The organism is Azospirillum sp. B2RO_4, assembly GCF_051124815.1.
Lineage (GTDB): Bacteria > Pseudomonadota > Alphaproteobacteria > Azospirillales > Azospirillaceae > Azospirillum.
In genome coordinates, this window is sequence record NZ_CP118487.1 from 667,079 (window position 1) to 689,101 (window position 22,023).

At 67.5% G+C, this 22,023-nt stretch carries 20 protein-coding genes; 11 read left to right on the top strand and 9 right to left on the bottom strand.

Annotated elements, in window-relative coordinates; translation table 11 throughout:
• Positions 1–14 precede the first annotated feature (14 nt).
• Positions 15–1,430, top strand: coding sequence for an HlyD family type I secretion periplasmic adaptor subunit (locus PWS46_RS20610; protein ID WP_434622536.1), 1,416 nt, complete (start codon positions 15–17; stop codon positions 1,428–1,430).
• A gap of 212 nt (positions 1,431–1,642) precedes the next feature.
• On the opposite strand, the gene PWS46_RS20615 is transcribed toward PWS46_RS20610, so the two are convergent.
• Positions 1,643–2,050, bottom strand: a complete 408-nt coding sequence (locus tag PWS46_RS20615) for a hypothetical protein (RefSeq protein WP_434622538.1) — start codon at positions 2,048–2,050, stop codon at positions 1,643–1,645.
• A 319-nt stretch (positions 2,051–2,369) separates the two neighbouring features.
• On the opposite strand from PWS46_RS20615, the gene PWS46_RS20620 reads away from it, so the two are divergent.
• The 4 genes from PWS46_RS20620 (at position 2,370) to PWS46_RS20635 (ending at position 7,207) form a co-directional block, all read left to right on the top strand.
• On the top strand, positions 2,370–4,205 hold the full coding sequence (locus tag PWS46_RS20620) for a PHA/PHB synthase family protein (RefSeq protein ID WP_109157371.1): 1,836 nt from the start codon (positions 2,370–2,372) through the stop codon (positions 4,203–4,205).
• 218 nt (positions 4,206–4,423) lie between these two features.
• Complete coding sequence (locus tag PWS46_RS20625) at positions 4,424–6,421, top strand: serine/threonine protein kinase (RefSeq protein ID WP_434622541.1); 1,998 nt, start codon at positions 4,424–4,426, stop codon at positions 6,419–6,421.
• Positions 6,422–6,443: 22 nt separating this feature from the next.
• A complete protein-coding gene (locus tag PWS46_RS20630; protein ID WP_434622543.1) occupies positions 6,444–6,935 on the top strand; it encodes a hypothetical protein in 492 nt (163 codons plus the stop codon).
• Between the two features lie 32 nt (positions 6,936–6,967).
• The gene (locus PWS46_RS20635; protein WP_434622545.1) at positions 6,968–7,207 is read left to right on the top strand and encodes a hypothetical protein; all 240 of its coding nucleotides are present in this window, start codon (positions 6,968–6,970) and stop codon (positions 7,205–7,207) included.
• Between the two features lie 21 nt (positions 7,208–7,228).
• Here the strand turns inward: PWS46_RS20635 and bla are convergent, their stop codons facing one another.
• The gene (bla, locus tag PWS46_RS20640) at positions 7,229–8,146 is read right to left on the bottom strand and encodes a class A beta-lactamase (RefSeq protein WP_434622547.1); all 918 of its coding nucleotides are present in this window, start codon (positions 8,144–8,146) and stop codon (positions 7,229–7,231) included.
• A 164-nt stretch (positions 8,147–8,310) separates the two neighbouring features.
• Between bla and PWS46_RS20645 the strand changes: the two genes are divergently transcribed.
• Positions 8,311–8,547 carry a hypothetical protein gene (locus PWS46_RS20645; RefSeq protein WP_434622548.1) on the top strand — a complete coding sequence of 79 codons (237 nt, stop codon included), beginning with the start codon at positions 8,311–8,313 and terminating at the stop codon, positions 8,545–8,547.
• Between the two features lie 98 nt (positions 8,548–8,645).
• Positions 8,646–9,005, top strand: a complete 360-nt coding sequence (locus PWS46_RS20650; RefSeq protein WP_434622550.1) for an ArsR/SmtB family transcription factor — start codon at positions 8,646–8,648, stop codon at positions 9,003–9,005.
• A 105-nt stretch (positions 9,006–9,110) separates the two neighbouring features.
• On the opposite strand, the gene PWS46_RS20655 is transcribed toward PWS46_RS20650, so the two are convergent.
• Positions 9,111–12,404 (bottom strand): efflux RND transporter permease subunit, encoded by a 3,294-nt coding sequence (locus tag PWS46_RS20655; protein ID WP_434622552.1) that lies wholly within the window; start codon positions 12,402–12,404, stop codon positions 9,111–9,113.
• A complete protein-coding gene (locus PWS46_RS20660) occupies positions 12,404–13,483 on the bottom strand; it encodes an efflux RND transporter periplasmic adaptor subunit (protein WP_434622553.1) in 1,080 nt (359 codons plus the stop codon). Before PWS46_RS20660 ends, PWS46_RS20655 begins: the two co-directional genes overlap by 1 nt.
• A gap of 86 nt (positions 13,484–13,569) precedes the next feature.
• On the opposite strand from PWS46_RS20660, the gene PWS46_RS20665 reads away from it, so the two are divergent.
• The 4 genes from PWS46_RS20665 to PWS46_RS20680 all read left to right on the top strand — a co-directional run bounded on the left by PWS46_RS20665 (position 13,570) and on the right by PWS46_RS20680 (position 16,293).
• Positions 13,570–13,917, top strand: coding sequence for an ArsR/SmtB family transcription factor (locus tag PWS46_RS20665; RefSeq protein ID WP_434622555.1), 348 nt, complete (start codon positions 13,570–13,572; stop codon positions 13,915–13,917).
• Complete coding sequence (locus PWS46_RS20670; protein ID WP_434622557.1) at positions 13,914–14,117, top strand: YgaP family membrane protein; 204 nt, start codon at positions 13,914–13,916, stop codon at positions 14,115–14,117. Before PWS46_RS20665 ends, PWS46_RS20670 begins: the two co-directional genes overlap by 4 nt.
• 105 nt (positions 14,118–14,222) lie before the next feature.
• On the top strand, positions 14,223–15,512 hold the full coding sequence (locus tag PWS46_RS20675) for an NAD(P)/FAD-dependent oxidoreductase (RefSeq protein WP_434622559.1): 1,290 nt from the start codon (positions 14,223–14,225) through the stop codon (positions 15,510–15,512).
• Positions 15,513–15,669: 157 nt separating this feature from the next.
• Positions 15,670–16,293 (top strand): glutathione S-transferase family protein, encoded by a 624-nt coding sequence (locus PWS46_RS20680; protein WP_434622561.1) that lies wholly within the window; start codon positions 15,670–15,672, stop codon positions 16,291–16,293.
• 146 nt (positions 16,294–16,439) lie between these two features.
• Here the strand turns inward: PWS46_RS20680 and PWS46_RS20685 are convergent, their stop codons facing one another.
• From PWS46_RS20685 to PWS46_RS20705, 5 genes are all read right to left on the bottom strand, one after another.
• Entirely contained in the window at positions 16,440–17,669 is a 1,230-nt protein-coding gene (locus tag PWS46_RS20685) for a phenylacetate--CoA ligase family protein (protein WP_434622563.1), read from the bottom strand.
• Between the two features lie 53 nt (positions 17,670–17,722).
• On the bottom strand, positions 17,723–18,577 hold the full coding sequence (locus PWS46_RS20690) for an ABC transporter ATP-binding protein (protein ID WP_434622565.1): 855 nt from the start codon (positions 18,575–18,577) through the stop codon (positions 17,723–17,725).
• Between the two features lie 75 nt (positions 18,578–18,652).
• A complete protein-coding gene (locus PWS46_RS20695) occupies positions 18,653–19,933 on the bottom strand; it encodes an ABC transporter substrate-binding protein (protein WP_434622567.1) in 1,281 nt (426 codons plus the stop codon).
• 53 nt (positions 19,934–19,986) lie between these two features.
• The gene (locus PWS46_RS20700) at positions 19,987–21,060 is read right to left on the bottom strand and encodes a branched-chain amino acid ABC transporter permease (protein ID WP_434622570.1); all 1,074 of its coding nucleotides are present in this window, start codon (positions 21,058–21,060) and stop codon (positions 19,987–19,989) included.
• A 7-nt stretch (positions 21,061–21,067) separates the two neighbouring features.
• The gene (locus PWS46_RS20705; protein ID WP_434622571.1) at positions 21,068–21,955 is read right to left on the bottom strand and encodes a branched-chain amino acid ABC transporter permease; all 888 of its coding nucleotides are present in this window, start codon (positions 21,953–21,955) and stop codon (positions 21,068–21,070) included.
• Positions 21,956–22,023 lie beyond the last annotated feature (68 nt).

The following is a 22,023-nucleotide window of genomic DNA, read 5'->3' on the forward strand; positions in this document are numbered from 1 at the left end:
GCCAAGGAAGCACCATGACCACGATGACCACGACCTTTCCCACCCCGCTGTCCGGTGACAACGGTTCCGAAACCCCCGCCGGCAAGCCGTCGCGCAAGACGGCGACCATCACCTCGATCCATGCGCTGCGGGCGACGATGCCGGAAACCAGCGTGCGCGGCCTGCTGCTGGGCGGCTTCCTGGTCCTGGCGGTCGGCTTCGGCGGCATGACCGGCTGGGCGGCGGTGGCTCCGCTGCACAGCGCGATCAGCGCCTCGGGCTCGTTGGCGCCGGAAACCGGCCGCAAGGTGGTGAAGAACACCGAAGGCGGCGTCATCAGCGCCATCCTGGTCCATGAGGGCGACCGGGTCCAGGCCGGCCAGGTCCTGATGCAGCTGGACAACACCGAGGCACAGACCCGCCTCGACATGCTGAACGCCGCGCTGGTCGACACGCTGGCGTCGGAGGCGCGCCTGTCGGCCGAGCTGTTCGAGAAGCCCGCCATCGAATGGCCGGCCGATCTGGCCGCCCGCCGCGGCAAGGAGCCGGCGGTCGACAACGCCATGCTGAACCAGGAGAAGCTGTTCCAGGTCCGCCGCAACCAGCTGGAGACCGAGGCCAAGCTGACCCAGGACCGCATCGCCACGCTGGGCGACGAGGTGAAGAGCCTGGAACAGCAGCGCGCCTTCCTGAACCGCGAGATCAAGCTGTCGGACGAGGACATCCAGATCACCCAGGGCCTGCTGGACCGCGGCAACTCCACCCGCACCAAGCTGGTGGCGGCGCAGAAGGAGAACGCGCAGCTCCACGCCCAGGACCACGAGCTGGAAGCCCGCATGTCGCAGTCGCGCCAGCAGGCGGTCGACGCCCAGGGCGATCTGGTCCGCCGCCGCAGCGACTTCCGCGAGAAGGTGCTGGTCGAGCTGGACAAGGCGCGCGGCGACGCCCAGAAGCTGGCCGAGCAGATCCGCGATGCCAAGAACCGCCTGGACAACCGCACCATCAAGGCGCCGGACGCCGGCAACGTCGTGATGTACGGCCACCCGGCCGTCGGCGGCACGATCACCGCGAACGAGCCGGTGCTGGATATCGTCCCCGACGACAAGGCCCTGCTGGCCGAGGTCCGCATCCAGCCGAAGGACATCAAGTCGATGGCGGTCGACCTTCCGGTGAAGGTGCAGCTGACCGCCTATGACAGCCGCGTCGTCGGCACCATCGACGGCACCGTGTCCTACGTCTCGGCCGACCGCCTGACCGACAACGCCACCCGCCAGGAATATTATCTGGCCCGCATCCGCCTGAAGGACGCCGACAGCCACGAGGTCCGCAACCTGAAGATCAAGGCCGGCATGCCGGTGGAAGCCCGCATCGTGCTCTCCGCCCGCACCCCGCTGGACTACCTGATCCAGCCGCTGCGCCAGTCCTACGTGAAGGCGTTCATCCAGGAGTGACGGTGGATGGGGGCGCGCGAGGTTAGACCCCCATCTAACCTCCCCCGCTGGGCGGGGGAGGGACTGCCGCCGCTCTGCCGCACAAGCACTTGTCCCCTCCCCCGCCCAGCGGGGGAGGGTTAGGGTGGGGGCATCGTCAGCCATCCCCTCCCCCATGCACGAAAAAAAGCCCCCGGCCATCCGGCCGGGGGCTTTTTCTTTACCCGGGAACCTCAGCTCCTGCCCGGCCGCAGATCCGGCTTCGGCGGTACGGGCAGCGGCTCCGGCATCTGGATCGCCTCCGTCTGCGCCCGCGTGCGGCGGGATGCCGCACGGTCCTCGGCGAGGCGGTCCATCGCCTGCTGGCGCTGCGCCTCGGTGCTCAAATCGGTCGGGCGCGGCGGGACCGTACCCAGGTTGGGGTAGTCGGTACGCTCCCCGGTCATGCTGCGGATGGGCGACGAATTGTCGCTGACCGGCGAGGGCTCGCCGGTGACGGCCCCCAGAAGGCCGGTGTCCAGCGCCCGGTTGCTACAGGCCGACAACCCGAAAACCATTGGTATTCCGACGATTAGGGCGCCGAATACCCGTCCGGCCGCCGCGATGCCCAGACCGTCCCCCTGATTGCCCGTCGCCATCATCCTTCCCCATCCCTGGCCGATACGCCACACTTGTGCGACGATCTATGAAATGAAATGTTCACACCAGCGGTGTATGAGAGGTTCCGGATTTCTCCCGCACCGCAACCGAAGGCCGGACCTCCGCACGCCATCGACAGCGACGCCACCAACAGCGACAAGGTGCAGACCGCCCCCAGAGAACGCCCGCAAGCCTGTATAGCCGCCCGTCCGCAAGGCCCAAAGCCCAATCTGGGGCATGGTGGGCCGAGGCGGACCCCGGTGGCCGAGACGATGTGACCGAGACGACGCGACACCCGCCCAAAGAAGAAGGACCGTGCTCATGGCCGAGACCAAGGCCCCCCCCCAGGCTTCCACCCCGGCTTCCCCCCAGGTGCCCGACGTCAAGCTTCCCGATCCGGTCGAGATGTCGCGGGCGATGACCCGCATCGCCGAACAGAGCCAGCGGCTGGTCTCCGAGTTCCTCGCGCGCCAGGCCTCCGACGGCGCCGGCCCGAAGAGCCCGGATCCGATGGGCGTCGGCCATGCCTTCCTCGAGATGACCACCCGCATGATGGCCGACCCGGCCAAGCTGATGCAGGCGCAGATGTCGCTGTGGCAGGACTACCTGACCCTGTGGCAGCGCACGACCCAGCGCTTCTTCGGGCAGGAGACTCAGCCGGTCATCGCGCCGGCCAAGGACGACCGCCGCTTCAAGGACGCCGCCTGGGACGAGAACACGCTGTTCGACTTCATCAAGCAGTCCTACCTGCTCAGCGCCCGGTGGATGCAGTCGACCGTCAATCAGGTCGACGGTCTCGACGACCACACCGCCAAGAAGGTCGATTTCTACACCCGCCAGTTCGTCGACGCGATGGCGCCCTCCAACTTCGTCATGACGAACCCGGAGGTGCTGCGCGCGACCATCGAGAGCGGCGGCGAGAATCTGGTCAAGGGGCTGGAGCATCTGCTGAAGGATCTGGAGCGCGGCAAGGGCGAGCTGCGCATCTCCATGACCGACTACGACGCCTTCCAGCTGGGCAAGAACATCGCGGTCACGCCGGGCAAGGTCGTCTTCCAGACCAGCCTGATGCAGCTGATCCAGTACACCCCGACCACGCCGGACGTGAACAAGCGTCCGCTGATGATCGTGCCGCCGTGGATCAACAAGTTCTACATCCTAGACCTGCGCGAGAAGAACAGCTTCATCAAGTGGGCGGTCGACCAGGGCCACACCGTCTTCGTCCTGTCCTGGGTCAACCCGGACGAGACGCTGGCGGCCAAGGGCTTCGAGGACTACATGGTCGAAGGCCCGCTGGCGGCGCTGGACGCCATAGAGAAGGCGACCGGCGAGAAGGACGTCAACGCCATCGGCTACTGCCTGGGCGGCACGCTGCTGGCCTCGACGCTCGCCTACATGGCGGCCAAGAAGGACGACCGCATCAAGTCGGCCACCTTCTTCACCACCATGCTTGACTTCACCGAGGCCGGTGAACTGTCGGTCTTCATCGACGAGGAGCAGCTGACCTTCATCGAGGGGCAGATGGCCGAGCAGGGCTATCTCGACGGCTCCAAGATGGCGACCACCTTCAACATGCTGCGCGCCAACGACCTGATCTGGTCGTTCGTCGTCAACAACTACCTGCTGGGCAAGGACCCGTTCCCGTTCGACCTGCTGTACTGGAACGGCGACAGCACCCGCATGCCGGCGGCGATGCACAGCTTCTATCTGCGCAACATGTACCAGAAGAACATGCTGGCGCAGCCGGGGGCGGTGACGCTGAAGGGCGTGCCGATCGACCTCGGCAAGGTCAAGGTTCCGACGCTGTTCCTGTCGGCGCGCGAGGACCACATCGCCCCGTGGAAGAGCACCTACAGCGGCGCCCAGCTGTTCAGTGGCCCGGTGAAGTTCGTGCTCGGCGCGTCCGGCCACATCGCCGGCGTCGTCAACCCGCCGGCGGCCAACAAATACTGCTACTGGACCAGCGACAAGCTCGCCAAGACCTCCGACGAGTGGCTGGAGAAGGCGACCCAGACCCCCGGCTCCTGGTGGCCGGAATGGAACAAGTGGGTCGGCCAGTACGCCAACGGCAAGGTTCCCGCCCGCCAGCCCGGCGACGGCGCCCTGCCCGCCCTGGAAGACGCGCCGGGGTCCTACGTCAAGGTCAAGAACGGGTAAGTCAGGGCTCGCCCGCTTATCCCTACGGAAAACCCCCGCCCTTACCGGCGGGGGTTTTCCTTTCCGGTCCAATCCGATAGTGTTACGCACGCGCACGTTAAGGGTTTGTTTGCCCTTTTCACGCCACCTAAGGCCTGCGCACATTCGCACGCCCCGGGGATCCGCCGCCCATGCCATCCGACGCCCAAACCGCTACGATGGGAGCCGCAACTGCGGCGATGGCGAACGCCGAACCGGTGAAGCTCGCCGAACGCTACGAGATCCAGCCGGGTGCGCCGATCCCGCTGCTGAACGCCGTCGGCGGCAACGCCTTCACCGCCAAGGCGCTGCGCGAAAAGCGGATCGAGCCCTTCGCCGTCATCTGCCACGCCTCGATCCTGCCGCGGATGGACATCTGCTCCACCGTCGGCAGCCTCGACAACGCCACCCACATGCGGCTGCTCGACTGGGGGCTGGTGGACTGGCCGCAGGACCGCGGGCGGCGCTATTGCCTGGTGTTCGAACGGCCGGGCGGCAAGCGGCTGATGGGCTCGCTGACCGACACGCTGGACCCGATGCCGGAAGACCAGCTGACCCGGCAGATCATCCACCCGCTGGTCTCGGCGCTGAAGGAGCTGTCGAGCCGCGGCGTCGTCCATGGCGCGATCCGCCCGACCAACCTGTTCTACCGCGATCTGGCCGGCGGCGGGCTGATGCTGGGCGAATGCGTGTCGGCGCAGCCCGGCTACGGCCAGCCGGTCCTGCTGGAGACGATCGAGCGCGGCATGGCCAACCCGGCCGGGCGCGGCACCGGCACCATGGCCGACGATCTCTATTCGCTGGGCGTCACCCTGCTGATCCTGGCGCTCGGCCGCAACCCGCTGTCCGGCCTGGACGACGAGGCGGTTCTGCAGGCGAAGCTGGAGCGCGGATCCTACCCGGCGCTGGTCCAGCAGCACCGGCTGCCGCTGGCGATCAACGAGGTGGTGCGCGGCCTGCTGGTGGACGACCCCAAGCAGCGCTGGACCCTGAACGACCTCGACCTCTGGGTCGCCGGCCGCCGGCTCAGCCCGAAACAGCCGCAGATTTCCCGCCGCGCCGCCCGGCCGCTGGAATTCCAGGGGTCGGAATACTGGCATTGCCGCACGCTGGCCCGCGCCTTCGCCCGCCATGCCCCCGCCGCCGCCTCCGTCATCGAAAGCGGCGAGCTGGACAAGTGGCTGCGCCGGTCGATGGGCGACGACGTGCGGGCGGAGGCGGTCAACCACGCCATCCAGACCGCCTCCAGCGGCAAGGGCGGCAGCCAGGGCGACCGGCTGGTGGCCCGCGTCTGCATCGCGCTCGACCCCGCCGCCCCCATCCGCTACCGCGGCCGGGCGATGATGCCCGACGGCATCGCCACCATGCTGGCCGACGCCTTCATGCGCGGCGAATCCCCCCAGGCGGTGGCGGAGGTGCTGGCCAACCAGCTGCCGATGTTCTGGGTCAACGTCCAGACCGACTTCAAACCGGAATTCGTGCCGCTGGTGCAGAGTTTCGACCAGCTGCGCGGCTTCCTCGACCGCTCAAGCTACGGGCTGGGGGTGGAGCGCGTGCTGTACGAGATGAACCCGACCATGCCCTGCATGAGCAGTCTGGTCGCCAAGCAGCTGCCGACCACCCTGGCCGAGCTGCTGCGGGCGCTCGACTGGATCGCCGCCGGGGGCGAGCGGCACAAGGACCCCATCGACCGCCAGATCGCCGCCTTCCTGGGCGCCCGCAACAAGCGCGGCGACGAGCTGCTCTACACCCAGCTCGGCAGCGGGGTGGAGCCGATGCGGCGCGTCATCGCCATGCTGACCATTCTGTCCGACATCCAGGCCCGCACCGGGGTGGACGGGCTGACCCATCTGGCCAGCTGGGTGGTGGCTCTGCTCGACCCCGCCTTCCGCCGCTTCCACAACCGGCCGCAGCAGCAGGAGGTGCGCAAGATGGCCGATGCCGCCGCGCACAACGGCCGGCTGACCGAGCTGCTGAAGGTGGTGGACGATCCCGAGGCGCTGCGCCGCGACCGGCTGGAGTTCGAGGCGGCGCAGATCGCCTACCGCGAGGCCGATGCGGAGATGGACAAGATCCGCCACACCATCGCCGACCGCAATTCCATCATCGAGACGTCGGGCCGGCAGGTCGCCGCCATCGCGTCCAGCCTGCTGTCGACCGTGCTGGTCGCCGGCATCATCCTGTTCTTCGCCTTCTGACCGGAAAACGGGGGGGATCGCCATGGCGCGCAAGAAGAAGAAAAAAGGCGGCGGCCTTACGCTGATCCTGCTGATCATCCCGGCGGCGCTGATCGTGCTGCCGACGACCATCCTGTTCGGCATCGGCATGATCCCGACCATCGTCGCCTATGTCGTCGACCGCGATCCCGACAAATCGGCGCCGATCACCGTCGGCGGGCTGAATTTCTGCGGCTGCATGCCCTTCGCCATCGATTTGTGGAAGCACCAGCACACCATCGGCGCCGCCGCGAAGGTGTTCGCCGACCCGCTGGCCTGGCTGGTGATGTATACCGCCGCGGCCGTCGGCTGGGGTATCTATTACGGCATCCCGCCGCTGGTCGCCGGCATGGAGGTCACCCGCGCCGAAAAGCGGGTGGAGGTGCTGAAGCAGAAGAAGGTGTCGCTGGTCCAGGAATGGGGGCCGGACGTCGCCGGCGATTATTTCGACGAGTCCGGCGGCATGGAACCCGACGCCGGGATGGAAGGCGCCTGACAGGGGCTTGCAACCTTGTTCCCCGCCGGTGCATGATCGGCGGCGAAGGTCGCAAGGTCGGCCGTGAGGTTCGGATGTTCAGCGTCAGCCAGGATGAAGCCGCCGCGATCCAAAGGGCGTTTCACGAGAGCGGCGAATGGGCGGCGGTCGTCGAGTTGCGGCGGCATTTCCACATTCAGGACAATGTGCACGCCCTGAACGCCGTGCGGTCCATCGTGCGATGGGCCCAGCCTGCGCAGCCGCAGCAACCCGCGCCCGCATCCCCCGCTTAAGACGCCTCAGCCGATAAACCTTCAGCCGGTCAGGCCGGCCACCGCCCGCGCCACCTCGGCATGGATGGAGTCCTGCTGCTTGAAGCCCTCCGCCGTCTGGGTCAGGTAGCTGGCGACCAGCAGCGGCGCACGCCCCTCCGGCCAGACGATGGCGATGTCGTTGGCGGTGCCCATGGCGCCGGTCCCCGTCTTGTCCCCCACCCGCCAGCCGGCCGGCAGCCCGGCGCGCAGACGCTTGTCGCCGGTCTTGTTGGCGACCATCCAGTCGATCAGCTGCCGGCGGGAGTCCGGCCGCAGCACGTCGCCGACCATGAGCCGTTCCATGCTGCGCACCATGGCGGCCGGCGTCGTGGTGTCGCGCGGATCGCCGGGGATGGCGGTGTTCAGCGTCGGCTCGTTGCGGTCCAGCCGGGTGGTCCTGTCGCCGATGCCCCGCATGAAGGCGGTCAGGCCGGCCGGATTGCCGACGCCCGGCAGCAGCAGGTTGGCCGCGACGTTGTCGCTGAGCGTCACCGCCGCCTCGCACAGTTCGGCCACCGTCGGCGGCGTGCCGTTCAGCCGGGTTTCGGCGAAGGGAGCGTAGGGCACCAGATCGGCCTTGGTCACCGGGATCCGCCGGTCCAACCGGTCCCGGCCCTGGTCCACCGTCTTCAGCACGGCGGCAGCCAATAGAAATTTGAAGGTGCTGCACATCGGGAACCGCTCGTCCCCGCGCCAGCCATGCAGCTTGCCATTGGCGGTATCGAGAACCGCGACGCCCAGCCTGCCGCCGCTGCGGGCCTCCAGTTCCGTCATCCTCCCGGCCAGCGCATCGCTGCCGGATGCCTTGCCGGCCTTGGATTTGCTGCTGTCCGCAGCCTGCGCCCCGGCCACCGCTCCACCCGCCGACAGCAGCAGAACCCCGCCCGTCGCCGCCAGGAATTCCCGTCTTCCGATCATCTCCAACCCCATATTCCGCTGTTGCGATGGCCGGACGATAGAAAGCCGGGGGTGCGCGAACAAACGAGCTTTCCTCGCAGAAGGTACAAATTAAACTTATGCCTTGCTTCGACGGCGCCATGGCAGGCTATGGTCCGCCGCGGATCAGGGAGGAGAACGGGCCGATGCCCTTGCGTCAGGAGATGGAAACGGACCGCTTCGAGGCGACGGCCGAGGACGGCAGCACCCATGCCGTGGTCGAGACCACCAGCTTCATCCAGATGGTGACCTTCCGCGGCCCCGCCGGCTGGGTTCCTGAGAGCAAGAGCTATCGCCTGGACGGCGGCGAGGCGGTGGAGCCGACACCGGACGGCGGCTTCCGCATCGCCGCGTCGGGGCTGGCGCTGCGGCGGATCGGCTGAACCGCAATGCGGCCGACAAATCCCTTGAACCGGTGGGGACAGCAGGTATTTTAGATTAAGCTAATTTTGCGATTTCCGGTTTCAGGATGGTCCAGGCGATGACCTCAACGCTGGGCGACATAACTCTCAACACCGCCGATTTCGAGGCACGGGCCGCGGAGGCGGAAGGCTTCCTCCGTTCCATCGCCAGCCGCCATCGGCTGATGATCCTGTGCAGCCTTCTGGAAGGCGAGATGCAGGTGGGCGAACTGGTGCGCCGCCTCGGCCTGTCGCAATCCAACCTGTCCCAGCATCTCGCCAAGCTGCGCGAGGAGGGTCTGGTCGCCACCCGCCGCCAGGGCACCGCGATCCATTACCGCATCGGCTCCGACCGGGTGCGGCCGATCCTGGGCGACCTCTACCACCTGTTCTGCGCGTCCGAAATCCCCCTCTCCCCCCCGGGGAGAGGGTCGGGGTGAGGGGGTCGCACGGCGAGGATTCTCGAAAATCCTCGCAACGCGCCCCCCTCACCCTAACCCTCTCCCCGGGGGGGAGAGGGGACTTTATATTGCGTCGGGATTCCCTCACGTCCCCACCAGCTCCCCCGCAGCCACGGCCTTTTCCTGCCTCTCCCCCCGCTGCGGCGGCAGGGTGGGCGCGTCGCCGCGCAGCACGACATAGATCGCCGGGATCACCAGCACGGTCAGCAGCGTCGAGCTGAGCAGCCCGAACAGCAGCGAGATCGCCAGACCCTGGAAGATCGGGTCGGTCAGGATGAAGGCGGCGCCGATCATCGCGGCCACCGCCGTCAGCAGGATCGGCTTGAAGCGGATCGCCCCGGCCTCCAGCACCGCCTCGCGCACGCTCATCCCGCGCTCGCGCAGGTGACGGATGAAGTCCACCAGCAGGATGGAGTTGCGCACGATGATGCCGGCCAGCGCGATGAAGCCGATCATCGAGGTCGCGGTGAAGGCCGCGCCGAACAGCCAATGGCCGAGCACGATGCCGATCAGCGTCAGCGGCACCGGCACCAGGATCACCAGCGGAAGCTTGAAGCTGCCGAACTGCCCGACCACCAGCAGATAGATGCCGAGAATCGCCACGCCGAAGGCCGCCCCCATGTCGCGGAAGGTGACATAGGTGATCTCCCATTCGCCCTCCCACAGCAGCGCCGGCTTGCTCTGGTCCTCCGGCTGGCCATGCAGCAGAATCTCCGGCTCGGCCCCCAGCCCCGCGGCCTTCCAGTCGACCTCCTTCAAGCGGTCCTGCACCGCCAGCATGCCGTAGATCGGCGCTTCGAACCGGCCGGCGAGGTCGGCCATCACCATCTCGGCATAGCGGCCGTTGCGGCGGAACAGCGGGTAGGAGGCCGGCTCCCGCGTCATGGTGACGAGGTCGCCCAGTTCCACCGTGCCGCGCGCCCCAGGCACCGGGGTGGCGAGGATGCGCTCGGACAGGAACAGGCCCGATTTCGGCAGCTGCACCGCGATCTCGATGGGGTTGCGTCCGGCGCCGCGGTGGGAATAGCCGACCGGCACACCGCCGACCAGCGCTTGCAGCGTGTCGTAGACCGCCTGTTCCTCGACGCCATGGAACTCCAGGCTTTCATGGTCGAGCGCGAAGCGCAGCCGCTCGCCTGGCGGGCGGACGGTGTTGTCGACGTCGACGATGAAATCGACGCTACGGAAGGCGTCCTCGACGATGTGCGCCGCCTTCTGCCGCGTCGCCGCGTCGGGGCCATAGACCTCGACCAGCAGGGTGGAGAGCACCGGCGGGCCGGGCGGCACCTCGACCACCTTGACCGTCGTGCCCTGCGGCACCGCCACGGATTTCAGCCGGGCGCGGACGTCGAGCGCGATCTCGTGACTGCTGCGGCTGCGCTCGCCCTTCGGCGCGAGGTTCACCTGCAGATCGCCCTGTTCCGGCTGGTCGCGCAGGTAGTAATGCCGGACCAGACCGTTGAAGTTGAAGGGGGAGGCGGTGCCGCTGTAGGCCTGGACGCTCTCCAGCTCCGGCAGATCGCCGATCGCCCGCGCCGCGTTCAGCAGCACACGCTCGGTCTCCTCCGGCGCGGCGCCGTGCGGCAGATCGACGACGACCTGCAGCTCCGACTTGTTGTCGAAGGGCAGCAGCTTCACCGCCACGTCCTTGGTGTAGAACAGCGTGGTCGAGGCCAGCGTCGCCACGCCGACCACCAGCAGGAAAATCCAGGCCCGCCGCTTGCTGCGGATCAGCGGCCGCGCCACCGCCAGATACATCCGCCCCAGCTTGCCGCCACCCTCATGGCCGCCGCCCTCATGGCCGCCGCGATGACCATCGCCGCCATGCCCCGCGGCCGGCGTCTCGCCGGGCCGCAGCTTCACCATCAGCCAGGGCGTCAGCACCATGGCGACGAAGAAGCTGAACACCATCGCCGCCGACGCGTTGGCCGGGATCGGGCTCATGTACGGCCCCATCAGGCCGGACACGAACATCATCGGCAGCAGCGCGGCGATGACGGTCAGGGTGGCGATGATGGTGGGGTTGCCGACCTCGGCCACCGCCTCGATGGCGGCCTGCACCTTGGACCGGCCGTCCTTCATCGCCCAATGCCGGTCGATGTTCTCGACCACGACGATGGCGTCGTCCACCAGGATGCCGATGGAGAAGATCAGGGCGAACAGGCTGACCCGGTTGATGGTGTAGCCCATCAGCCAGGACGCGAACATGGTCAGCAGGATCGTCGTCGGGATGACGATCAGCGTCACGATGCCCTCGCGCCAGCCGATGGCCAGCACGATCAGCGCGACGATGGTCACGGTGGCGAGCGCCAGATGGAACAGCAGCTCGTTCACCTTCTCATTCGCCGTCTCGCCGTAATTGCGGGTGACGGTCAGCGTCAGGCCCTTCGGCAGCGACTCCGTCTCGATGGCGTGGACACGCTCCAGCACGCGCTCGGCGATGGTGACGGCGTTGGCGCCGGCCCGCTTGGCGATGGCGAGGGTCACGGCCGGCGTGCGGACCAGCCCGCCCTTGCCGTCCGGGGTCATCGTCCAGGCCATGCTGTCGTCGGGCCGCGAGCCGACGACGATGTCGGCCACGTCCTTGACATAGACCGGGCGTCCGTCGCGGGTGGTGACCAGCAGCAGGCCGATGTCGGCGGTGCCCTGCAGGGTCTGGCCCGCCACCACCGGCAGGCTGCCGCCCTTGTCGCGCACCGAGCCGACGATGAAGGACCGGTTGGCGTTCTTCACCTTGTCGACCAGCTGGTTCAGCGTCACCCCGAACAGCGCCAGCTTTTCCGGGTCGGGCTCCACCCGGATCTGGTCGGGCCGGCCGCCGACGATATAGCTCTTGCCGACATCCTCGACCTGCACCAGCTGGGCCAGCAGCTCGTCGGCGACGCCGTGCAGCGCGGTGTCGGTCCAGCGCCCCGCCTCCTCCGGCTTGGGCGCCAGCGTCAGGGTCAGGATCGCCACGTCGTTGATGCCGCGCCCGACGATCAGCGGCTCGGGAATGCCGAGCGGGATGCGGTTCATGTTGGCGCGCACCTTCTCGTGTACGCGCAGGATGGCGTCGTCGGACGATGTGCCGACCAGGAAGCGGGCGGTCACCACCACCCGGTCGTCCATGGTCTGGCTGTAGGTGTGCTCGACCCCGTCGATGCCCTTGACGATCTCCTCCAGCGGCTTGGTCACCAGCTCGACCGCGTCGTCGGCCTTCAGCCCGTCGGCGCGGACCAGGATGTCGACCATCGGCACGCTGATCTGCGGTTCCTCCTCGCGCGGCAGCGACATCAGCGCGACGGCGCCGACCACCAGCGAGGCCAGCAGCAGCAGGGGGGTCAGGGGCGAGCGGATGAAGGTCCGCGTCAACACCCCGGAAATGCCGAGCTTCATCACACGCCCTCCGGCCGGACGATCACGTCGCCCGGCTTCAATCCCGACAGCACCTCGATCCCGCCGGGCTGGCCGTCCAGCGCCGGGATCGGCCCGCCGACCTGAACCGGCGTTTCGCTGCCGTCGGCCAGCCGCAGGAAATCGGTGCCGAAACGGCGGACGATCCAGTCCGGCGGCACCACGATGGCTTGCCGCGTGCCGGTCGCCACATAGACCCGCACCCGCTCGCCGACGAAGAAATCTCCCAGCCCGCTGACCGTCGCGTCGGCGACCACCTGCCCGCCCGACAGCTCCGGATAGACCTGCCGCACGGTGCCGCGCTTCAGCGCAGTTTCACCGGCCGGCGCAACAGCCTGTGGCGAGGCCGGCGCCAGCCCGCGGTTGCCGACCAGCACCGGGTCGCCCTCATGCATGAAGCGGGCATGACGTTCGGGCAGGTGCAGGCGCAGCACATAGGTTTCCGTCGCGATGCTCGCCACCGTCTCGCCGGGGACCACCACCGCGCCGTCAATCACCTTGACCTGCAGGACGCGGCCGTTGGCCGGGGCCAGCACCTCCCCCTCGCGCAGCTGCTGTTCGACCACCGCCCGCTCCGCCTTCATGGCGGCGATCTGGGCGCGGGCGACGTCCACCGCCGACTGCGCGTCGTCGAGCCGCTGCTGCGTGCCCGTCCCGCTGGCGCGCAGGCGCTGCGCCCGGTCCAGCTCCAGTGCGGCCTGATGCTGCTGCGCCTGCAAAGCCTGGATGCGGGCGTCCAGCGAGACGATCTGCAGGGGCAGCTTCGGGTCGCGGACGGTGGCGAGCAGCTGGCCGGTGGTGACCTTGTCCCCCTCCGTCACCTTCAGTTCGGCGATGGTGCCGCCGATGCGGGTGCGGGCCAGCGTCTCGTGAACACTTTCCACCGTGGCGAAGACGGCCTTCAGATCCTCCACCGGGCGGGGCTGGATGGTGATGCTGGCAAGGACCTCCGACTTCACCTCCGCCTGCTGGGCGCGCGACGCGGCGGGGAAGCCGGCGGCGGACAGCAGGGCCAGGGCGAGGGGGGCGGCCAGAAAGGCTGGAGAGGATCGACGGGACATGGGGCCACCTCGGACGGCAGGAACGGACGGATAGGTGCGGCGGACGCCTGTTGACCTTTAATTTAGAATACTCTAATTTAGTGTCAATGAATGATTCGGATGGCCGCCATATCCGCTCCGCGGCGCGCCTGCTGAAGGCGATCGCCAACGAACGGCGCCTTTCCATCCTCTGCCATCTGGCGCACGGGGAGATGTGCGTCGGCGCGCTCGTGGCCGCCATCGGACTCAGCCAATCGGCCCTGTCGCAGCATCTGGCCCGGCTGCGCGCCGACGGCCTCGTCAGCACCCGGCGCAACGGACACTCGATCGTCTATGCGCTGGCCAGCGCCGAGGCCGCCGCGGTGATCGGCGTGCTGCAGGGCCTCTATTGCGATGGACCACCGCCGGACCATGCGTCGGCACCCCCTTCTTCTTCAGCGGAGACACGGACATGAGCATCAATCGTATCGTGATGGCCTTCGCCGGGACCATGATCCTGGTCAGTCTGGCGCTGTCGCAACTGCACAGCCCGCAGTGGCTGTGGCTGACCGCCTTCGTCGGCGCCAACCTGCTGCAGGCCTCCTTCACCCGCTTCTGCCCGCTGGCGATGATCCTGAAGCGGCTGGGCGCACGCTCCGGCGTCGCCTTCTCCTGACGGGGCGGCGGCGCTCCACACCCCCAATACGGCAAAGGCCCGGCGGTGACCCCAATGCGGTGACCGACAAGAAGGCCCCGACGAACTAGGAGAGGAAACACAGCAATGGCGCATATCGTCGTTCTCGGCGCGGGCATCGGCGGCATCCCGATGGCCTACGAGATGAAGGAGCTGGCACGGCCGGGGGACCGGATCACCGTGGTGTCGAACAGCGACAGCTTCCAGTTCGTGCCGTCCAACCCCTGGGTGGCCGTGGGCTGGCGCAAGCGGGAGGACATCACCGTCCCGCTTGCCGAGCCCTTCGCCCGCAAGGGCATCGCCTTCACCCCCGTCGGCTGCCGCCGGGTGCTGCCGGAGGAGAACCGGCTGGAGCTGAACGACGGCACCAGCCTCGATTACGACCAGTTGGTGATCGCCACCGGTCCCGAGCTTGCCTTCGACGAGATCGAGGGCTTCGGTCCGCAGGCTCACACCATCTCCATCTGCCATGTCGACCATGCGGTGGAGGCGGCCGAACGGTGGGAGGCCTTCTGCCGCGACCCCGGCCCGCTGGTGATCGGCGCGGTGCAGGGCGCCTCCTGCTTCGGCCCGGCCTACGAGTTCGCGATGATCGCCGACGCCGACCTGCGGCGCCGGAAGATCCGCCACAAGGTCCCCATCACCTTCATCAGTTCGGAACCCTATGTCGGACATCTCGGGCTGGGCGGCGTCGGCGACACCAAGGGGCTGCTGGAATCGGCGCTGCGCGAGCGTCACATCAAATGGATCGTCAACGCCCGCACCGACCGCTTCACCCCCGACGCCGTGCATGTCACGGAGATGGACGAGGCCGGCCGGGAGAAGACGGCGCATGTGGTCGAAAGCCGCCTGACCATGATGCTGCCGGCCTTCCGCGGCATCGCCGCCCTGCGCGGTGCGGAGGGGCTGGTCAACCCGCGCGGCTTCGTCCTGGCCGACAGGCATCAGCGCAATCCGACCCACCGCAACGTCTTCGGCGTCGGCGTCTGCATCGCCATCCCGCCGGTGGAAAAGACGCCGGTTCCGGTCGGCGTGCCGAAGACCGGCTATATGATCGAAACGATGGTCACCGCCGCCGCGCGCAACATCCGCTCCCTGCTCGACGGCAAGGAACCGGCGGAGGAAGCGACCTGGAGCGCGCTGTGCCTCGCCGATTTCGGCGACAGCGGCGTCGCCTTCGTCGCCATGCCGCAGATCCCGCCGCGCAACGTCAACTGGTCGTCGCACGGACGCTGGGTCCATTTCGCCAAGATCGGGTTCGAGCGCTATTTCCTGCGCAAGGTCCGCAAGGGCATCAGCGAACCGGTGTACGAACGCTATGTGCTGAAGCTGCTCGGCGTGAAGCGGGTGCAGGAGCCGGTGGCCGGCGAGCTGTGAGGCGGAGGCGGCCCCGCTTTGCCATGAGAATGGGGCGGGGCCGCCTTGATATTATTCGCACCGTTTCCGCTGGCGCGACCGGATTGGTTAAGGCCATGCTCCCTGCAACGCCGGACTCCGGAGCATCCGGGTTCGCAATCCAGGGAGACAGAGCATCGTGACCGCGCCCTTCATCCTCTACGGCAACGTGAATTCCCAGCCCGCGACCCGCATCGGGCTGTTCTTCCGCCTGGGCGGCATTCCCTTCCAGTACCGCCATGTCGACCTGCGCAACGGCCAGCAGAAGACGCCGGAATATCAGGCGATCAACCGTTTCGGCCGGGTGCCGACTCTGGTTCACGGCGACCATTCGATTTCCGAATCCAGCGTGATCCTGACCTATCTGGCTGAACAGACCGGCCAGTTCGGCGGCCGCGACCAGGCCGAGAAGCTGCGCCTCGCCGAATGGCTGAGCTGGCTGGCCGACGTGCTGTTGCCGGTCCAGCGCGCCCGCGCGGTGCGCAAGTTCAACGGCGACGCCAACGCCCTGCCCTGGATCGATGCATCGGCGGCCAGCGGCCTGAAGCTGTTCGACCAGCATCTGGCCGGCCGCAGCTTCATCGAGGGCGACCGGCTGACCATCGCCGACATCTTCGCCTTCCCCTGGATCGACCTGCTGAACGAATCGGGGATCGATGTAAAGGACTACCCCAACGTCCAGGCCTGGGCCGACCGCTTCCGCGCCCAGCCGGGCTACAAGCCGCAGTACGAGCTGATGCCGTCGGCGGATGCGGAGTGCTGAGATAGGTTGTTGCGGCGGGTGCCCCCTCCCCATCCCTCCCCCGCTTTGCGGGAGAGGGGTGCAGGCGCTTTGTAAGAGTGCGGCGGCAGTTCCCTCTCCCACCAAAGGTGGGGGAGGGTTAGGGAGGGGGCGCCTGCCGCAGCCACTCACGCCCGCGTATCGTCGATCACCTTGCCGTCGTTCGCCAGGCTCCCCGGCGCCACGAACTCGACCGCGCCCTTCAGCTTGGTCACCGACGCCAGCGTCTCGCGGACGGCGGCGGCCAAGCCCTCCCCGCTTTCTTCCGCCTCGCAGCGCAGTGTCATCGTGTCGCTGGCATCCTGCCGCCCCACCACCAGACGGGCGCGGCCGATCTGCGGATGGCGGCGCAGCACCTCGGCCACCTGGGACGGGTGGACGAACATGCCCTTGACCTTGGTGGTCTGGTCGGCGCGGCCCATCCAGCCCTTCAGCCGCATGTTGGTCCGGCCGCAGGGGCTGGTCCCCGGCAGCACCGCCGACAGGTCGCCGGTGCCGAAGCGGATCAGAGGGTAGGCCGGGTTGAAGATGGTCACCACCACCTCGCCGACCTCGCCGTCGGGAACCGGGTCGCCGGTGCCAGGGCGGACGATCTCGACGATGCAGCCCTCGTTCACCACCAGCCCGGAGCGCGCCTCGGTCTCATAGGCGACGATGCCGAGATCGGCGGTGCCGTAGCATTGGTAGACCTCCAGCCCGCGCGCCTCGTAGAAGGCGCGGGCGTCGGGCAGATAGGGACCGCCCGACACGCTGGCGATGCGGATCGACGAGACGTCCAGCCCCAGCGCGTCGCCCTTCTCCAGGATGATCTTCAGGAAGTCGGGCGTGCCGATATAACCGCGCGGCTTCAGGCTGGCGACGACCTGCGCCTGCATCTCGGTGTTGCCGGTGCCGGCGGGGATGACGGCGCAGCCGACGGCGTGCGCCCCGGTTTCGAACATCGAGCCGGCGGGGGTCAGGTGATAGGCGAAGCAGTTGTGGGCGAGGTCGCCGGCGCGGAAGCCGGCGGCGAACAGCGCGCGGGCGCTGCGCCAGGGGTCGGCGCCATGCGGCTCCGGATCGTGGATCGGGCCGGGGGAGGCGAAGACGCGGGCCAGCCGCCCGATCTCCACCGCCGCCAGACCGCCGAAGGGCGGGTTCGCCTGCTGCAACGCGATCAGATCCGACTTCCGCGTCACCGGCAGGGTGGCCAGCGCGTTGCGGTCGTGGATCGACGCCGGGTCGATGTCGGCCAGCAGCTCGCGGAAATAGGGCGCCGCGTCCTTGGCGTGGTGCAGATGGGCGGGCAGCGCCGCGAACTGCTCGGCCTCGCGCCGGTCGGAGGAACGGGTTTCGAGGTCGTCGTAGAAATCGGTCATGGTCGTTCGTCCGTTCAGGGGTCGGCCGAGGTGACGCGGGAGAGGTGCCGCCCTCAAATCCAGCGCTTGCGCCGCTTGAAGCTCTTCAGGTTCTTGAAGCTCTTGCGCTCCTCGTTGCCGCCGCCGAGGTAGAATTCCTTCACGTCCTCGTTGTTGCGCAGCTCTTCGGCGGTGCCGTCCAGCACGACCTTGCCGTTCTCCATGATGTAGCCGCGCGATGCGGCCTGCAGCGCCATGCGGGCGTTCTGCTCCACCAGCAGGATGGTGACGCCAAGGTCCTTGTTGATCTGCTGGACGATGCTGAACACCTCCTTCACCATCAGCGGCGACAGGCCCATGCTGGGCTCGTCCATCAGGATCAGCTTCGGCCGGGCCATCATCGCGCGGCCGATGGCCAGCATCTGCTGCTCGCCGCCGGACAGGTAGCCGGCAAGGCCGGTGCGCTCCTTCAGCCGGGGGAAATAGCTGAAGACCATGTCGAGATCGTCCTTCACCCCGCTGTCGCGTCGAGTGTAGGCGCCGAGCCGCAGGTTTTCCAGGCAGGTCATGTCGGCGATGATGCGCCGGCCCTCCATCACCTGGAAGATGCCCTTGCGAACGATCTGGTCCGGGTCGATGCCGTTGATGCGCTCGCCGTTGAAGGTGATGTCGCCGCGGGTGACCTCGCCGTCCTCGGTCTTCAGCAGGCCGGAGATCGCCTTCAGCGTCGTCGATTTGCCGGCGCCGTTGGCGCCAAGCAAGGCCACGATCTCACCCTCGGGCACCTCCAGGCTGAGGCCGCGGAGCACGAGGATCACGTCGTTGTAGACGACCTCGATGTTGTTGACGGACAGCATCATCCGCTTCGCAGCCGTGACGGGCGGCACAACTGGAGCGTTGGTCGAAGCGGCCGTGGCGGTGGTCTGCATGCGGCACCTGATAGATTCGAAACGAAGGGGGGGCGCCCCCGCCGCGATGGGCGGAGGCGCCGGGTACTTGTCGGCTTACCAGCCCAGCCATTCCGGCTTGCGCGGGACGTCGACGGTGGTCAGCTTCTCCAGCTTGATGGTGCCGCCCTTGACCAGATCGGCGACGCTGGCGCCGGTCTCGCCCGACACCTTGGCGCGGTAGATGTTGACCGCCGTCATGCCGCGGTGGTCGTTCTCGGTCCAGGTCGAGGGCACGCAGACGCCCTCCAACCCGGCCGGAACCCAATCCTTCTTCTGGTACATGCCCTTGCGGATGTTCGGGCCGGTGACGCCGCCGTTCTTCGACGCCCAGTCCATCGCCTCCTTCATGTAATAGGCGGTGCAGACGCCGGCCATGTAATGCACCGGGCGGTAGGCATTGCCCGACGGGTCGGAAATCTTCGAGATCTCCTTCAGCGTCTTCATGCCCGGCGCGTCGCCGTTCCAGGTCACCGCGGTGCGCATCGGGAACACCACGCCGTCGGCGGAAGCGCCGGCGGCCTTGGCGGCGTTCTCGTCCATGCCCCAGACATTGCCCATGAACTGCACCTTGGCGCCGACCGTCTGGCAGGCCTTCAGCACCGAGATGTTGGAGCCGGCGGTGTTGCCGAGATAGGCGTAGTTGGCGCCGGCCTCCTTCAGGGTCAGGCACTGGGCGGTGTAGTCGCCGGGGGTCAGGGCGAACTGCACGGCCGGCAGCACCTCGAAGCCCAGTTCCTTGGCCAGCTGCTCGCCGGCTTCCTTCGGCGCGTTGGGATAGGGGTGGTTGGCGCCCATGTGGACGTATTTCGGCTTGCCCTGGCCGCCCTGCTTCTTCCAGTCCTCGGCCGCCCACATCAGCATGCCGCGCAGCGCGTCGGAGTAGGACGGGCCATAGAAGAAGTTGTAGGGCGCCGGCTTGGAGCCGTGCGGGCCCTTGCCGGTCGGGTCGGTCAGGTGGCCGGAGTAGGAGCCGGAATAGGCCGGGATCTCGTCCTTGCCGACGAAGCCGGTCAGCGCCTCGGTGTCGGCGGTGCCCCAACCCTGCAGGGCCGCGATCTTGTCGCTGCCCGACGACCATTTCTTGTACTGGCTGATGGCGCGCGGCGCCTGATAGCCGTAGTCGACGGTGTCGACCGCCAGCTTGGTGCCGTTGATGCCGCCATGGGCGTTGATGTAGGCCAGCGCGTCCGACACGCCCTGCGCATAGGGCACGCCGACGTCGGAGGTGGCGCCGGACTGGTCCGCCAGATGGCCGACCGGGATGTCCGCATAAGCGGTGGCGGAGGTCGCCAGCAGGAGCGCAGAGGTCGCGAAGAGCGCGGTCTTGATCGACATGGTGCGTTTACTCCCTATTCTGTTCTGTTTGTTGATCAACAAAAGCTCAAGGATCAGTGCGAGAAGGGATAGAGCTTCCAGTAGGCCTTGATCTGCTTCCAGCGGTGGGCCAGCCCGTCGGGCTCGAACACCAGGAACAGGATGATGACGAGGCCGATCGACATCTCGCGCAGGAAGGCGATGTTGTCCTTCAGGTTCAGCGCGGTATCCAGCGCGGTGCCGCTCACCAGCTTGGTCAGGGCCTGCATCGCTTCCGGCAGGAAGACCATGAAGGCGGTGCCCATCAGCGTGCCCATGATCGAGCCGAGACCGCCGATGATGATCATGCCCAGGAACTGGATCGAGAAGAGGATGGTGAAGCCCTCGACCGACACGAACTGCAGGTAGTGGGCGTACAGCGCGCCGCCGATGCCGGCGTAGAAGGCGGAGATGCCGAAGGACATCGTCCGGTACTTCGTCAGGTTGATGCCCATGATCTCGGCGGAGAGATAATGGTCGCGCACCGCCACCAGGGCGCGGCCGTCGCGGGTCCGCATCAGGTTGGTGGCGAGGATGTACATCACCACCAGCGCCACCAGGGCGACGTAGAAGTAGCGCTCGTCGGTGTCGAAGGCGAAGCCGAAGATGGTCAGCGGCTCGGCGATGGTGCCGGCGGTGCCGCCGGTGAACCAGTCGGCCCGCGCGAAGAAGTCCTGCAGGATATACTGCGCCGCCAGCGTGGCGATGGCGAGATACAGGCCCTTCAGCCGCGCCGCCGGCATGCCGAACAGCAGGCCGACCAGCGTGGTGACGACGCCCGCCAGCGGGATGGCCAGCGCCACCGGGACGCCGACGCTGTTGCTGAGCCAGGCCGAGGCGAAGGCGCCGAAGCCGAAGAAGGCGGAATGGCCGATGGAGATCTGGCCGGTGAAGCCGACCAGGATGTTCAGGCCGAGCGCCGCGATGCCGAGATAGCCGATCTGGATCAACAGGCTGAGCCAGTAGCGGTCCATGAAGGCCGGGCAGGCCAGCAGCAGGACCACGCCCAGGATCGCGAAGTTGCGGCTGGTCTTGGTCGGGAAGATGGTGGTGTCGGTCCCGTAGGACGTCTTGAAATCGCCGCTCGGGATGATGCTGATGTTCGCCATGGGAGCCTCACACGCGCTCGATGTCTTTGGTGCCGAACAGGCCGTATGGCTTGATCATCAGGATGGCGATCAGGACGTAGAAGGGCGCGATCTCGTACATGTTGCCCCAGTTCAGCCACTGGCTGTCCAGGTAGTGCGCCATGTTCTCCAGCACGCCGACGATCAGGCCGCCGACCACCGCGCCGATGACGCTGTCGAGACCGCCCAGGATCACCGCCGGGAACACCTTGATGCCGAAGAAGGACAGCGCCGACGACACGCCGTTGACCACGCCCACCGTGACGCCGGCCACCGCCGACACCATGGCGGAGATCGCCCAGCTCATCGCGAACATGTGGCGGACCGAGATGCCCAGCGACTGCGCCACCTGCTGGTCGAAGGCGGTGGCCCGCATGGCGAGACCGGTCCGCGAGTATTTGAAGAACCAGCCGAAGCCCGCCATGATCAGGATCGAGATCAGCAGCGACATCACGTAGACGGTCTGCACCTCCAGCCCGAACAGGTTCATGGTGGGGCTGGCGAAGATCGGCGGGAAGGGCTTGGCGAAGACGCCGAACATCCACTTCATCGCCGCCTGGAAGACGATGGACAGGCCGATCGTCACCATGATGACGGAGATGATCGGCTCGCCGATCATCGGCCTCAAGACGACGATCTGCAGGATGACGCCGAAGGCCAGCATGAAGACCAGCGTGATCGGGAAGCCGATCCAGAAGGGCAACTGCCAATGGGTCAGCAGCCACCAGCAGGTCCAGGCGCCGATCAGCAGGAATTCGCCCTGCGCGAAGTTGACGATGCGGCTGGCCTTGTAGATCAGCACGAAGGACATGGCGACCACGCCATACAGCGCGCCGACGATCAGGCCGTTGACGAGAAGCTGAAACAGAAGGGTCATGGCGTGGCCTCGCCGATATGGGATCCAAATCCCCCTCTCCCCCCCGGGGAGAGGGTCGGGGTGAGGGG